The sequence below is a fragment of the Pseudomonas sp. E1BtOHC1 genome (assembly GCF_058744285.1).
In genome coordinates this window covers 3,683,856-3,697,486 of the sequence record NZ_CP196023.1, presented here as the reverse complement: position 1 = coordinate 3,697,486, position 13,631 = coordinate 3,683,856, and the positions used below count along the sequence as shown (strand labels likewise).

Sequence of the window (13,631 nt, the reverse complement as noted above, 5' to 3'; positions counted from 1 at the left end):
TAAACACGCCCGCACAAACTTGCCGCCAGCTTCATCGCGCCTCCGTGTCCAGGGCATAAAACTCCTGCAGCTTGGCCTGCAGCAGTTTCTTGTCCGGCAGTTGGGTTCGGTACTCGGCGATCAACGCCGGCGACAGTGAACGGTTGAGGGCATATTCCACCACCTCGTCATCCTTGCTGGCACAGAGCAGAACGCCCAGAGCCGGGTTTTCGTGGGGTTTGCGCACCTGGCGGTCCAGGGCCTCCAGGTAGAAGTCCAGCTTGCCCAGGTACTCCGGTTCGAAGCGCCCGACCTTGAGTTCAACGGCCACCAAGCAATTCAATCCACGATGGAACAGCAGCAGATCCAGGACGAAATCCCGCCCGCCAACCTGCAGGGGATAGCCAGACGCGACAAAGCAGAAATCTCGGCCCATCTCGATCAGAAAGTCCTTGAGCTGGCGCACCAGCCCCTGATGCAGATCGGCTTCGTCATGCCCCTGGGCCAGGCCGAGAAACTCCACCATGTAGGCATCCTTGAAGACCTTCAGAGCCTCGGGGCGGGCCTGTTTCAAGGTGGCCGAGGCATTGGCCGGGCGAGTCAGCGTGCGTTCGAACAGCGCGGATTTGATCTGCCGTTCCAGCTCTCGGGTCGACCACTGCTCCTGAATGGCCATGCGCAGATAAAACTCGCGCTCTTGCACGCATTTACCTTGCGCAAGAATGATCAGATTCTGGGTCCAGGGTAATTGTGTCAGCACTGCTGACACTTTCTCCTCCCCTCGATAGGCCTCATAGAATTGACGCATGCGGAACAGGTTACGCCGGGTAAACCCCCGCAGCCCCGGCTGCTGCCGCGCCAGGTAATCCGCCAATTGCTGGACCACGCCATCGCCCCATTCCGCCGCCTCGATCTTGCGGCTGATATAGGCCCCGACCTGCCAATACAACTCCACCAGTTCAGTATTCACCGCCCGCACCGCCCGCTGCCGTGCGGCGGTGATCATTAGCGCCACTTCGTTGAATGCCACCTCGGTGGAGGTGACGGCCGCTTCAGCCTCTTGCTTCATGACGAACGCCCGGTTGCCTGGATAAAGGCCTCCATCATCACCCGGCTCACCGTGCCGCTATAGTCGGCCCCGTCTCTTTAGCTTGAGCGAAACGTCCTTGTTTCAGTGACGCAAAAAGCCCTGTCAGCCAGGCATGCACGCAAAGCCATGGGTGCTGGCGACCTGCTTGCCCTTGGCGTCATATAAGCGAACCGACACCTCGGTCCCCAGGCTCGACTCCACCAGTTTGTAATGCTCACCGGCCTTGAAACCGCTGTAGCTGATATGGCCATTGCAGTCTTGCTGATTGGAGTCGCCGACGCTCTCTTCAAACAAGGTCACGTCCAGGCGATGAGCGCCGGGCTTGACCTCAAAATAACGCCCATCGTCGACCTTCTTCCCGTCCACCCGTTCGGCCATCAGGTCGTTGGGCGCCTCTTCCTCCAGGCCAATCCAGGCCTCACTGGGATCGGGCTGGGGCATCGGCCCGGCGCAGGCGCTAAGTAAGCAGGCAAGACCCAGGGCGGGAATCAGCAACAGCGGTTTGAGTCTCATGAAAACGTACCTCGCCAATAACAGAAATGAGTACGACGCAAGCCCAGGACAATCGGCTGCGTCGATGCCCATCAAGCGTGTCGAGGCCCCGAAGCAAGAACAAATGAATCCACATGAAAGGAAATACAGGCCTTACCTAAAACTTCCTTCACCTGGCTGAAAGCCGCGTGTTAGGTGGGTCGCTGCAGGCTGCCGAGGTTTGCAACCCCACTCCCTCGGAGGTTTTCGGCATGCTCGGGCTGGTCAAGACCGCACTGCTCAAGCCCTACACGTTCATCGTGCTGGCGATATTCATCTGCATCATCGGGCCCCTGGCGGCCCTGCGTACCCCCACCGACGTGTTCCCCGATATCGGCATCCCGGTGGTGGCGGTGGTCTGGCAATACAACGGCCTGTCGCCGGACGCCATGGCCGGGCGGGTGATCTACACCTACGAGCGTTCCCTGAGCACCACGGTCAATGACATCCAGCACATCGAGTCGCAGTCATTGCCGGGCATGGGCATCGTCAAGATCTTCTTCCAGCCCGGGGTCGATATCCGCACCGCCAACGCCCAGGTGACCGCGGTGTCACAAACCGTGCTCAAGCAGATGCCGCCGGGCATCACCCCGCCGCTGATTCTCAACTACAGCGCCTCGACGGTGCCGATCCTGCAAATGGCCTTCTCCAGCCCGACCCTGTCGGAGGCGAAGATCCGCGACCTGGTGCAGAACAATATCCGCCTGCCTTTGAGCGCCCTGCCCGGTCTGGCCATGCCCACGCCCATGGGCGGCAAGCAGCGCCAGATCACCCTCGACCTGGACCCGCAAGCCCTGGCCGCCAAAGGCCTGTCGGCGCAAGACGTGGGCAATGCCCTGGCGGCGCAGAACCAGATCATCCCGGTGGGCACCGCCAAGCTGGGCAGCAATGAATACACGGTGCTGCTGAACAACAGCCCGAAGGCCATCGACGAACTCAACGACCTGCCGATCAAGACCGTGGACGGCGCGCTGATCACCATCGGCCAGGTGGCCCACGTGCGCGACGGTTCACCGCCGCAGACCAATATCGTGCGGGTCGACGGACGCCGGGCGGTGCTGATGCCGGCGCTGAAGAACGGCAATATCTCCACCCTGTCCATCGTCGACGGCATTCGCGCGATGCTGCCGCGGATCAATGAAACCCTGCCGCCGTCCTTGAAGACCTCGCTGCTGGGCGATGCCTCGGTGTTCGTCAAACAGTCGGTGGGCAGCGTGGCCCAGGAAGGCATCATCGCCGCCCTGCTGACCAGCGCGATGATCCTGCTGTTCCTCGGCAGCTGGCGCTCCACGCTGATCATCGCCGCGTCGATTCCCCTGGCGGTGCTCTCGGCCATTGCCCTGCTGGCGGTCAGCGGCCAGACCCTCAACGTCATGACCCTGGGCGGCCTGGCCCTGGCGGTGGGGATCCTGGTGGACGACGCCACCGTGACCATCGAGAACATCAACTGGCACCTGGAACAGGGCAAGGCGGTGAAGGTGGCCATCCTTGACGGCGCCAAGCAGATCGTCGGCCCGGCCTTCGTCTCGCTGCTGTGCATCTGCATCGTCTTCGTGCCGATGTTCCTGTTGCAGGGCATCGCCGGCTACCTGTTCCGGCCCATGGCCCTGGCGGTGATCTTCGCCATGGCCAGCTCGTTCATCCTCTCCCGGACCCTGGTGCCGACCCTGGCCATGTACCTGCTCAAGCCCCATACGCCGGAAGCAGGCCCGGGGCATCACCCGGAAGATGCCTTCATCAACCATCACGAGGGCGAGCAGCACGCCAAGCCGCGCAATGCCCTGGTGCGCGGGCTATTGGCCTTTCAACAGGGTTTTGAGGCGCGTTTCTCCACTGTGCGCGACACCTACCACGGCCTGCTGCACCTGGCCTTGGGCCGACGCAAGACCTTCATCCTCGGCTTCTTGGCCTGCGTGCTGGCCTCCTTCGCCCTGCTGCCAAGCCTGGGCCAGGACTTCTTCCCCGCCACCGACGCCGGCGCCCTGGCCCTACACGTGCGCCTGCCCCTGGGCACGCGGATCGAGGAAAGCGCGGCGGCCTTCGACCGTATCGAAGGGCGCATCCGCGAAGTGATCCCGGCCGAGCAACTGGACAGCATCATCGACAACATCGGCACCCCCCTGAGCGGCATCGACATGGCCTACAGCAACAGCGGCACCATCGGCCCCCAGGACGGTGACATCCAGATCACCCTCAAGCCCGGCCACGCCCCCAGCGCCGAGCTGGAGAAACAGCTGCGCGAAGCCCTGCCGGAAAGCTTCCCCGGCAGCCAGTTCGCCTTCCTGCCGGCGGACATCAGCAGCCAGATCCTCAACTTCGGCGCCCCGGCCCCGCTGGACGTGAAAATCTCCGGGCCCGACGACGCGGCCAACCGCGCCTATGCCCTGGAACTGCAACGGCGCCTGCAACATGTGCCGGGCATTGCCGACCTGCGGATCCAGCAGTCCACCGGCTACCCGTCACTGCAGGTCAAGGTCGACCGCCTACGGGCCAACGGCCTGGGGATCACCGAGCGTGACGTGACCAACAGCATGGTGGCGTCCTTGGCCGGCAGTTCCCAGGTGGCGCCGACCTTCTGGCTCAACCCGAAGAACGGCGTGTCCTATTCCATCGTCGCCGCCACCCCGCAGTACCGCCTGGACAGCCTGCCGGCCCTGGAAGCGCTGCCGGTGACCGGCAGCAACGGCCAGTCGCAGATCCTCGGTGGCCTGGCGGACATCTCCCGGGGCGAGAGCCCGGCGGTGGTCAGCCACTACAACATCCAGCCCACCCTGGACCTGTACGCCAACGTGCAAGGCCGCGACCTCGGCGCCGTGGCCCACGACATGCAAAAGGTCTTGGACGACGCCGCAGCCCTGCGGCCCAAGGGCGCCACGGTCAGCCTGCACGGGCAGATCGACGCCCTGCACGAAGCCTTCAGCGGCCTGAGCCTGGGCCTGCTGGGGGCGGTGGTGCTGATCTACCTGCTGATCGTGGTCAACTTCCAATCCTGGGTCGATCCGTTCGTGATCATCACCGCGCTGCCGGCGGCCCTGGCCGGGATCGTGTGGATGCTGTTCTTGAGCGGCACCTCGCTGTCGGTGCCGGCGCTGACCGGGGCCATCCTGTGCATGGGGGTGGCCACCGCCAACTCGATCCTGGTGGTGAGCTTCTGCCGCGAGCGCCTGGCGGAACACAGCGATGCCCTCAAGGCCGCCCTGGAAGCCGGCTACACGCGCTTTCGCCCGGTGTGCATGACCGCCCTGGCGATGATCATCGGCATGCTGCCCCTGGCCCTGTCCGAAGAACAGAACGCGCCCCTGGGCCGCGCGGTGATCGGCGGGCTGATCCTCGCCACCGTGGCCACCCTGATCTTTGTGCCCGTGGTCTTCAGCCTGGTCCACGGTCGCCCTCCCCATTCCGCTGTTGCTGGAGAAAACACCCATGTCGCCTGATCACACCCCTTCGCGCAAACGCCTGATGCTGCTGGGCATCGGTGGCTTGAGCCTGGCTGCCCTACTGGTGGCCAGCGGCCTGGCGGCGCGTACCCGGCATGAGCAGGCCGTCGCCGCCTGGACCGAAACCGCCGCCGTGCCCCAAGTGCTGGTGTTCCAGCCGCAGCCCAATGTACTGGGCGACACCCTGCGCCTGCCGGCGCACCTGGAAGCCTGGAGCAAGGCGCCGATCCATGCCCGGGTCAGCGGCTACCTCAAGGACTGGACCCAGGACATCGGCGCCAAGGTCGCCGCCGGGCAAGTGCTGGCCCATATCGACAGCCCCGACCTGGACCAGCAAGTGGCCCAGGCCCGGGCACGGGTGGTCCAGCAACAGGCCAATGCACGGCTGGCCCAGACCACCGCCGAACGCTGGCAGCACCTCTTGGCCAGCCACTCGGTATCGCGCCAGGAAGCCGATGAAAAAAGCTCCAACGCCGCTGCTGCCAAGGCCAATGCCGAGGCGGCCGCTGCCGACTATGCACGGCTCTCGGCGCTGGAAGACTACAAGACCATTCGCGCGCCGTTCGCCGGCACCCTCACCGCGCGCCACACCGACATCGGCCAGTTGATCAAGGCCGACAACGACAGCGACCCGGAGCTGTTCGACCTGGCGGACACCCACAAGCTGCGGCTTTACGTGCCGATTCCGCAGAACTACGCCAGCGTCATCCGCCCCGGCCTGGTGGCGCAGCTGACTGTGCCCGAGCACCCTGGTCAGCACTTCAGCGCGCAACTGGTGGGCGACTCCACCGCCATCGACCCGCACTCCGGCACCCTGCTGGCGCAGTTCGTCGCCGCCAACCCCGACGGCGCGCTGATGCCCGGCGACTACGCCGAAGCCACACTGGCAATTCCCGCCGACACCCACGGTGTGAGCATCCCCGCCAGCGCCCTGATTTTCCGTGCCCAGGGCACCCAAGTGGCGGTGATCGACCGTGCAAAACGCGTGCACCTGCGCAGCATCCATATCGGCCTCGACCTGGGCGAACGGCTGGTGATCGACCAGGGCCTGCAAGCCACGGATCAGGTCATCGACAACCCGCCGGACGCCCTGCGTGAAGGCGACCTTGTGCAACTGGCGGACGCCGGAGGTGAGCATGCGCCCAAGGCTTAAGCCCCTCGCCGCCTTGCTGTTGCTGGCCCTGCACGGCTGCTCCCTGGCGCCCCACTACCAAGTGCCGCCCATCGACCTGCCGGCGCAGTATCGCGAACAGAGCAGCGATGGCCCCTGGCACCCGGCCGCCACGCCCCAGATGATCGCCGAGCAATGGTGGCTGCTGTACCAGGACCCGCGTCTCAACGACCTGCAACAGCGCCTGCTCCAGGCCAACCCGGACCTCGCGGCGGCCCTGGCCCACTACGACGCTGCCCAGGCTTACGCCAGCCAGTTGCATGCCGGGCTGTTCCCGCAGATCAGTGCCAGCGCCCAGCCGTTGCGCCAGCGTCAGTCGGACAGCCGCCCCCTGCGCGGCAGCACGCAACCGTCGATCTACAACAGCAACACCGCCGGTTTTGCCCTGAGCTTCGACCTCGACCTGTGGGGGCGAATTCGCAATCAAACGGAGGCCGGCGATGCCCAGGCACAGGCTTCCGGCGACGACCTGGCGGCGGCGCGCCTGAGTCTGCAAAAACAGCTAGCGAGCCTGTATGTGCAACTCAATGGCCTGGATGCCCAGCGCCGAATCTTGAGCCGCTCCCTGGAGGATTACGGCCAAGCGCTGCAACTGACCCGCGACCGTTATCAAGGGCAGATCGCCTCGGAACTGGACCTGACCCGGGCCCAAAGCCAACTGGCCAGCGCCGAAGCGGAACTGGACGAAGTGCGCGCCCAACGCAACCTCACCGAACACGCCATCGGCGAGCTGGTGGGGGAGCCGGCCAGTCAGTTCAGCCTGGCACCCTCGACGCAACTGCTGAGCCTGCCGGGCATTCCCCAGCAACTGCCCAGCACCCTACTGCAGCGCCGGCCGGACATTGCCGCCGCCGAACGCCGGGTGTACGCCGCCAATGCCGGCATCGGCATCGCCCGCGCCGCCTGGTATCCGGATTTCAGCCTGACCGGGATGCTCGGTGGGCAGACCCAGGGCGTGGGCAACCTGCTGGCGGCGGGTAATCGCTATTGGGCCTTGGGGCCGTTGGTGAACCTGCCGATTTTTGATGGCGGGCGGCTGAGCGCCAATGAGCGCCAGGCCCATGCCGAGTTCGAAGAAGCTGCCGCCCATTACCGTGGGCAGGTGCTGCGGGCGGTGCGGGAGGTGGAAGACAACCTGGGGCAACTGCGGGATTTGCGCCAGGAGGCGCTGGATCAGCAAGCGGCGGTGAATGTGGCGCTGCATACCCAGACCTTGGCCATGAACAGCTATCAGGCCGGGGCGGTGAGTTATCTGGATGTGGTGACGGCGCAGAACGCGGCCTTGCAGGCGCAACGGGGGTTGCAGGCGGTGCAGACCAGGGAGTTGCAGGCGAGTGTGGGGTTGGTGGTGGCGTTGGGTGGAGGAGAGTCAGCGTCAAGTTTGTAGCGGCAAGCTAAAAGCGTGAGGTTTGCCGCCTCGCCCTATGCGTCGCCAACCGTTGCTGATAGTGTTGAGCGCCAAAAAGTAGTTATCATACCCACCACCAAGACAGGGAGTTGAAAGCGATGTGAACAGCAGGCAACTCATCGCCCAGATCGAAGCAGATGGTTGGTATCTGGTCAGGGTCAAGGGCAGTCACCACCACTTCAAACACCCAACCAAGCCAGGCCTGGTCACCATTCCCCATCCCAAAAAAGATCTACTGGCCAAAACGGTAAGCAGCATATTGAAACAAGCCCGGCTCTAACCACCCAGGCTCGACGCTCCCAGGTCCGAAGGAGGATCAGTCCATGCTCTATCCCATTGCCATTCTCCCCGGTGACGACCAACACGCCTGGGGTGTGGAAGTACCCGATATTCCTGGCTGCTTCTCCGCCGGTGACGACCTCGACGACGCCATGGCCATGGCCCGCGAAGCCATCGAAGGCCACCTGGAATTACTGGCCGAAGAAGGAGCAGCCATTCCCACCGCGCGCACAGTGACCCTCCACGCCGCCAATCCCCAGTATCAAGGCTGCACTTGGGCCGTGATTGATATCGACATCACTCGCTACATGGGCAAGGCGGAAAAACTCAACATCACGCTGCCGGGCTATTTGCTGAATCGAATTGATGAATATGTGAAACATCATCCGGAACAGAAAAGCCGATCGGGCTTTTTGGCTCAGGCCGCGTTGAGGGTCTTGCAGGGCGTTTGAGGGTTTTGATTGAAAGGGTGAGGGTTCAGGCTTTGGCTTTGCTCTCCCGTCAGGAGACCGGAGCGAGGCGCCGGATGCTGGGGCAGGAGCCTTTTGGTTATTCTGGGCTGGACCGGCATTCCGGCTTTGCCAAAGTGATTCGCTCTTACCGCGAGTTCTGGGTACATATCCTTTGCTGCGGTTACGGCCGCTTAGGGTTTCGCCCTTACGGCGACTCACTTTGGAAAAGCCCCAAAGTAAGCAAAGGGCTTCTGCCCCTCCACTCGGTGCCTCGCCTAGGCTCGGCATGCCCTCACTCCGGCATTGATCCGTGGGCCGCCGCAATGGGCCATCCCTGGCCCAGTGCGGCTAACCCGGCGTCCTGCCGGGTTACCCACGGATCAATGCCTGCGTTCGGCCATCGTGTCTAAAGGGGCAGGAAGATCAAAAGCAAGATCAAAAGCAAAGGCAAAATCTGACGGCGGCCTGCCGGCCGGCCTGGAGATTGATCGGTGTGCACCGCCCCCCTGTAGGAGCTGGCTTGCCAGCGAAGGCGTCCGCCAGGGCGACGCATGTCTTGCGGGCCTCTTCGCCGGCAAGCCGGCTCCTACGGAAGCGCGTACAACGCGCTTGGGCTTTTGATCTTGCTTTTGCTTTTGCTTTTGATCTTCCTGCCCCTTCAGGAGGCCGAGCGTAGGCATTGCGCAGGGGGCAGCTCGGCATGGATGCCGAGCTAGCCGCCATCAGGCCATGGATGGCCTGTGGCGGCGTGCCCCCGGAGCAATGCCGGAGCGAGGGAACGCCGAGCCTAGGCGAGGCGCCGGATGCGGGGGCAGGAGCCCTTTGGTTACTTTGGGGCTTTTCCAAAGTGACTCGCCGTAAGGGCGAAACCGCCAGCCGCAACACCCGCAGCAATGGATATGTACTCCATCAAAACCAGCCACCAACAGTCGACACAACCACTCAAACATCACCTTCAATGCCCAATTGCACCGCTCTGGCATCCCCCCTATAGTTCGCCCACGCGGCAAAATCCGCGAGCGACCTTGGCCGGTCGAATATAGGAACGCATCCACTTTCAAACATCCTCGCAGTCGCTTTTGTCCCTGCGATCAAAGGTTATGACGGTGGTGCGCGGGACACCTCAAGGTGTGCTGTTGCCCTATCCCCGGCCAGCCTGCTCGCGCATCACTGCCCCAATCCTCACGGTCGGCAAAAAGACGATTGCTCTATAAGCAGGAGCCGTACCTATGACTGACCATCACCTCCCCCGCTTCACCCCCATCGACACCCACGACACCGAACACCCGGTGTTCTACCTCGATACCGACGCCCCCTTGAGCGACCTGGCCAGCAGCGCCGCCCACCGTTTCACCGTGGTCCGCGACCTGATGGACAGCCTGTCCACCCTGAAACTGAAAGACATCAGCGATTGCGACCTGACCCGCATCACCCGTGGCGTGCATCTGCTGACACGAGAAGGCTGCGCGGTGTTGGAAGTGATTCAGTGGAGGGTTGTGTAGGAGCCGGCTTGCCGGCGAAGGCGGTCTTACGGGCCTCTTCGCTGGCAAGCCAGCGCCTACAAAAGCCGGCGCACCTGCAAACGATCAGATGTGGCAACTGCTCAAGCCATTCTTCTCCAGGTAACGCTGGTGCGCTTCATCCGCCAGGTCGAAGCGGCCCAGGGGCACGATCACCGTGGCCACGGGTTTGTTGAGGCGGCCAGAGTCTTGCAGCGCCACCTTGGCCGCCCTCGCCTGTTCGGCCTGCACGGCGTTGGTGTGGAAAATCGCCGAGCGATATTTCACCCCGCCATGTTCGCCCTGGCGGTCCACCGACGTCGGATCGTGCAGGCCCCAGAAGTGTTCGATCAGGGTCGAATACGCCAGCACCTGCGGGTCGAAATCCACCTGCACCACTTCAATCTGCAACGCCTCGTCACCCGCTTCCACGGCGTAGCCCACACGGGAATCCACTACCCCCGGCAGCGCCCGGAACGCGGCTTCCGCGCCCCAGAAGCAGCCAGCGCCGAAGGTCGCCTGTTCGAGGCTATTCACCGGCGCCCCGCTCATTGCGCCACTCCCACTTTCTCACCGCTGGCACCCAGCCAGCCATCAACGATCTGCGGATGCGCCGCGACCCATTCCTTGGCCGCCTGCGCCGCCGGTTGCTGTTCCTTTTCGATCTTGAGGATCAGGTCATTCAAAGCCTGGGGTTCGATGCTGAAGTTCTCCAGGAACGCGGCGATCCGTGGTGCGCGTTTTTGCAAGGCGCTGGAGGCCAGGACATGGACCCGTGCATCCGGGTAGGCGCAGGTGATCTTGCTCTTGCTCAGCCAATCGGCATCCACCGTCGGGCTGATGAATTTCCAGCAACCGTCCGCCTTGTACAGCGGGTCGCCCTTCTTGTTGTCCTGGGCGTAGCCGTCGAACGCCGGTTCATCCAGGCGGCGCAGGTCGAAGGCGGAGAAGATCCAGTCCGGGGTGTAGGCGTAGAACACCACGCCGCGCTGGGCCTTGTAGGCCGCGGCGAGTTTGGCGTAGGTCACCGAGGCTTCGGTGGACACAGACTCGAATTTGTCGGCAAAGCCAAAATCCTTGGCCTTGATCTCGCCGATGTAGGTCGACTCCCAGCCCGCCGGACCCACCAGCAGTTGCGCCTTGCCGCCGCCCAGGGGTTCGAAGAGTTTCGCCACTTCAGGCTTTTGCAGGTCGTAGACCGATTTCACCCCGTATTTGTCTTGCAGGTAGCCGGGAATGTAGAAGCCCTGCACCCCCAGGTACGGCTGCTTGTTGGGCACCAGGGAACGGGTGCCGCCGGTGACGTATTTGGCCCAGGCGGCGGACTGGTTGGGCAGCCAGATGTCGGTCAGTACGTCCACCGAACCGTCGCCCTTGGCAGCGGCGGCGAACAGCACCGGCACGTCACCGGCCAGGTAGGAAACGTCGCCGTCGAGGCGGCTTTTGATCACTTCGCCGAGGATGTTCTGGATGGCGATGGCGCCGGTCCAGTTCTGTTCGCCAATGACGATCTTGTCCTTGGCCAGCACCGGCAGGGACAAACCCAACAGCAGCGCGGCGGCGCCAAGGGTACGGGTAAACGACTTGTTCAAGGGACACCTCATGATTGATGCAAAGTGCGATCCCGCTGGCGCAGGGTCGCTTGAATGATTCGATCGGGAATCAGCGCGCAGAACACGATCGCGGCGCCGGCCAACATGCCCTCGCCGCCCTTGATGTTGCGCAGCGCGGTCATCACGTCGTAGCCCAGGCCACCGGCGCCGATCAGCGCCGCCACCACCACCATCGACAGGCTCATCACCAGGGTCTGGTTGATCCCCAGCAGCAGTGAGCCGGCGGCCAGGGGCAGTTCGACCTTGGTCAGGATCTGCCACGGCGTGGCGCCGTGGGCCAGGGCTGCTTCGACAGCGGTCTTGGGCACTTCCTGAATCCCCAGGGCAGTGAGGCGGATCATCGGCGCCAGGGCGAAGATCACCGTGGCGATCACCGCCGGGGTCTTGCCCACCGAGAAGAACGCCACTGCCGGGATCAGGTACACGAAGGTCGGCAGGGTCTGCATCACGTCCAGCAGCGGGGTGATCAGACGCCGGGCCAGAGCGCGCTTGGCCAGAAGGATGCCGGCGGGCACGCCGATCAGCAGCGAGATCAGCACCGAGGAGCCCACCAGGGCCAGGGTGGCGATGGTCCGCTCCCAGAAGCCGAACAGACCGATGTAGAGCAAGGCGGCGGCGCTGGTCAGGGCCAGGGCGGCGCCGGCGCTGCGCCAGGCCAGCAGGACCAGGGCCAGGGCCGGCACTGGCCAGGGCAGCCAGCCCAGCAGGTTTTCGATGCTTTCGATCACCGTGCGCACGGCGACTATCACGCTGACGAAGGTGCTTTCAAAGGTGACCTGGGACCAGCCGATCAACTGGTCGATGGCCGCCGCGGTGCCCAGCAGCACTTGGCGGTCGGCGGGAAATTGCAGCCAGGGGCCAGAGGCATCGACGGCCAGTACCCGCCACAACACCAGGGCCTGGGACAGCAGCAACACCAACCACGGCAAGCGCCAGTCGGAACGGCCCAGGCGGCTGGGACGGCGGGCCAGGGTCAGGCTCAACAGACGGCTGAACAGCAAGCCGATGATCGCCAAGGCGGCCCAGGCGAAACTGGCCGTGGCCAGCCCCTGACCCAAGGCTGCAGCAGCGCCCAGTTCCAGGGCAAAGCCCAGCCAGTACAGGCTACCGCGACCGCTGGCGGCCAGGGCCGCCGGCCCCAACAGCAGGGCCTGGGCAAAGGACAATCCGGGGCTGACCGGAGCCGGTGCAGCCACAGCTTTGCTCGGCGCAATCGCGGCCACCACGGGCGTGCCGCTGCGGGCGCCGTGCTCCTGGAAGAAATCCGCGACTTCGGCATCCGCTGGCTGTTCCAGCAGTTCCTCGGGCGTGCCCAGTTGAATCAGCTGGCCGTGGCGCAATACGGCAATGCGGTCCGCCAGGCGCAGGGCTTCGGCCGGGTCGTGGGTCACCAGCAAGGTGGTGATGCCGCGCTCGCGCACCACCCGCAGAAAGTGGCTTTGCAGGTCGCGGCGAATAGTCGGGTCCAGGGCGCTGAAGGGTTCGTCCATCAGCAGGATGTCCGGCTCGCTGACCAGGGCCCGGGCCAGGCCGACCCGCTGCTGCATGCCGCCGGACAGCTCATGAGGGTAGTGATCGCCCCATCCTTCCAGGCCCATGGCGTGCAACTGCACGTCGGCTGCGGCATGGCGCAGGGCTTCAGGCTCGCCGCGCAGCTCCAGGGGCAAGGCGACGTTGTCGCGCACGCTGCGATGGGGCAGCAGGCCGAAGTGCTGGAACACCATGCCGATGCGCCGCGAACGCAGGGTGCGCAGTTCCTTGGTCGAAAGCTGGCTGATGGCCGAACCGTCGATCAGCACTTCGCCGCTGCTGGGCTCGATCAACCGGTTGATATGCCGCAGCAAGGTGGACTTGCCGCTGCCGGAGGTACCCATCAGGCACAGCACCTCGCCACGGCGTACCTGGAGGCTGACCTGCTGTACCGCAGGCGGAGCGGACGGGCCACGGCGGCGGGCGTAGTGCTTGGTCAGGTTGCGCAACTCCAGCACCACCTCGGGATTTTCCGCGAGCGGGCTGGACCAGGCTGGGACGGCAAAGGCCTCTTGGGGTTGAACGGCAGACACGGGAACTCCTGACGCCGGACGCGGGATGGCGTAGCCGGCGGTGAACAAGAAAAAAGGGGGGGACCTGTTCGCCGGCAAGCCGGGGCTCCTACAGGCGAAAGCGATCTAA

The 13,631-nt window shown here is 64.3% G+C and carries 11 protein-coding genes; 6 read left to right on the top strand and 5 right to left on the bottom strand.

Annotated features, from left to right (window positions below):
- Window positions 1-31: 31 nt before the first annotated feature.
- Together ACSSVC_RS17030 and ACSSVC_RS17025 are read right to left on the bottom strand one after the other, a co-directional pair.
- Entirely contained in the window at window positions 32-1,048 is a 1,017-nt protein-coding gene (locus ACSSVC_RS17030) for a PDDEXK nuclease domain-containing protein (RefSeq protein WP_492611043.1), read from the bottom strand.
- Window positions 1,049-1,171: 123 nt separating this feature from the next.
- Window positions 1,172-1,582, bottom strand: coding sequence for a PA0061/PA0062 family lipoprotein (locus ACSSVC_RS17025; RefSeq protein ID WP_346632605.1), 411 nt, complete (start codon window positions 1,580-1,582; stop codon window positions 1,172-1,174).
- 230 nt (window positions 1,583-1,812) lie between these two features.
- Here ACSSVC_RS17025 and ACSSVC_RS17020 point away from each other — a divergent pair, with 230 nt between their 5' ends.
- From ACSSVC_RS17020 to ACSSVC_RS16995, 6 genes are all read left to right on the top strand, one after another.
- Window positions 1,813-5,034: an efflux RND transporter permease subunit gene (locus ACSSVC_RS17020; protein ID WP_492611042.1), complete on the top strand. Its 3,222-nt coding sequence runs from the start codon at window positions 1,813-1,815 to the stop codon at window positions 5,032-5,034.
- Window positions 5,024-6,190: an efflux RND transporter periplasmic adaptor subunit gene (locus tag ACSSVC_RS17015; protein ID WP_492611041.1), complete on the top strand. Its 1,167-nt coding sequence runs from the start codon at window positions 5,024-5,026 to the stop codon at window positions 6,188-6,190. The genes ACSSVC_RS17020 and ACSSVC_RS17015 overlap by 11 nt, the downstream gene beginning before the upstream one ends.
- On the top strand, window positions 6,174-7,595 hold the full coding sequence (locus tag ACSSVC_RS17010; protein ID WP_492611040.1) for an efflux transporter outer membrane subunit: 1,422 nt from the start codon (window positions 6,174-6,176) through the stop codon (window positions 7,593-7,595). Before ACSSVC_RS17015 ends, ACSSVC_RS17010 begins: the two co-directional genes overlap by 17 nt.
- 121 nt (window positions 7,596-7,716) lie before the next feature.
- On the top strand, window positions 7,717-7,896 hold the full coding sequence (locus ACSSVC_RS17005; protein ID WP_092315415.1) for a type II toxin-antitoxin system HicA family toxin: 180 nt from the start codon (window positions 7,717-7,719) through the stop codon (window positions 7,894-7,896).
- Between the two features lie 43 nt (window positions 7,897-7,939).
- Window positions 7,940-8,347 (top strand): type II toxin-antitoxin system HicB family antitoxin, encoded by a 408-nt coding sequence (locus tag ACSSVC_RS17000; protein WP_102864418.1) that lies wholly within the window; start codon window positions 7,940-7,942, stop codon window positions 8,345-8,347.
- A gap of 1,229 nt (window positions 8,348-9,576) precedes the next feature.
- Window positions 9,577-9,849 carry a hypothetical protein gene (locus ACSSVC_RS16995; RefSeq protein WP_350024001.1) on the top strand — a complete coding sequence of 91 codons (273 nt, stop codon included), beginning with the start codon at window positions 9,577-9,579 and terminating at the stop codon, window positions 9,847-9,849.
- Window positions 9,850-9,933: 84 nt separating this feature from the next.
- Here ACSSVC_RS16995 and msrA read toward each other — a convergent pair whose 3' ends face one another.
- Genes msrA through ACSSVC_RS16980 form a run of 3 tightly spaced genes read right to left on the bottom strand, consistent with a single transcriptional unit; the run spans window position 9,934 to window position 13,522 of the window.
- Window positions 9,934-10,398 carry a peptide-methionine (S)-S-oxide reductase MsrA gene (gene msrA, locus ACSSVC_RS16990; RefSeq protein WP_492611039.1) on the bottom strand — a complete coding sequence of 155 codons (465 nt, stop codon included), beginning with the start codon at window positions 10,396-10,398 and terminating at the stop codon, window positions 9,934-9,936.
- Complete coding sequence (locus tag ACSSVC_RS16985) at window positions 10,395-11,450, bottom strand: ABC transporter substrate-binding protein (RefSeq protein WP_492611038.1); 1,056 nt, start codon at window positions 11,448-11,450, stop codon at window positions 10,395-10,397. Before ACSSVC_RS16985 ends, msrA begins: the two co-directional genes overlap by 4 nt.
- Entirely contained in the window at window positions 11,447-13,522 is a 2,076-nt protein-coding gene (locus ACSSVC_RS16980; protein WP_492611037.1) for an ATP-binding cassette domain-containing protein, read from the bottom strand. Before ACSSVC_RS16980 ends, ACSSVC_RS16985 begins: the two co-directional genes overlap by 4 nt.
- Window positions 13,523-13,631 lie beyond the last annotated feature (109 nt).

Bases quoted from the DNA above. Each gene is read 5' to 3' on its own strand.
- ACSSVC_RS17030 (WP_492611043.1), bottom strand. From the start codon at position 1,048: ATGAAGCAAGAGGCTGAAGCGGCCGTCACCTCCACCGAGGTGGCATTC.
- ACSSVC_RS17025 (WP_346632605.1), bottom strand. From the start codon at position 1,582: ATGAGACTCAAACCGCTGTTGCTGATTCCCGCCCTGGGTCTTGCCTGC.
- ACSSVC_RS17020 (WP_492611042.1), top strand. From the start codon at position 1,813: ATGCTCGGGCTGGTCAAGACCGCACTGCTCAAGCCCTACACGTTCATC.
- ACSSVC_RS17015 (WP_492611041.1), top strand. From the start codon at position 5,024: ATGTCGCCTGATCACACCCCTTCGCGCAAACGCCTGATGCTGCTGGGC.
- ACSSVC_RS17010 (WP_492611040.1), top strand. From the start codon at position 6,174: ATGCGCCCAAGGCTTAAGCCCCTCGCCGCCTTGCTGTTGCTGGCCCTG.
- ACSSVC_RS17000 (WP_102864418.1), top strand. From the start codon at position 7,940: ATGCTCTATCCCATTGCCATTCTCCCCGGTGACGACCAACACGCCTGG.
- ACSSVC_RS16995 (WP_350024001.1), top strand. From the start codon at position 9,577: ATGACTGACCATCACCTCCCCCGCTTCACCCCCATCGACACCCACGAC.
- msrA (WP_492611039.1), bottom strand. From the start codon at position 10,398: ATGAGCGGGGCGCCGGTGAATAGCCTCGAACAGGCGACCTTCGGCGCT.
- ACSSVC_RS16985 (WP_492611038.1), bottom strand. From the start codon at position 11,450: ATGAGGTGTCCCTTGAACAAGTCGTTTACCCGTACCCTTGGCGCCGCC.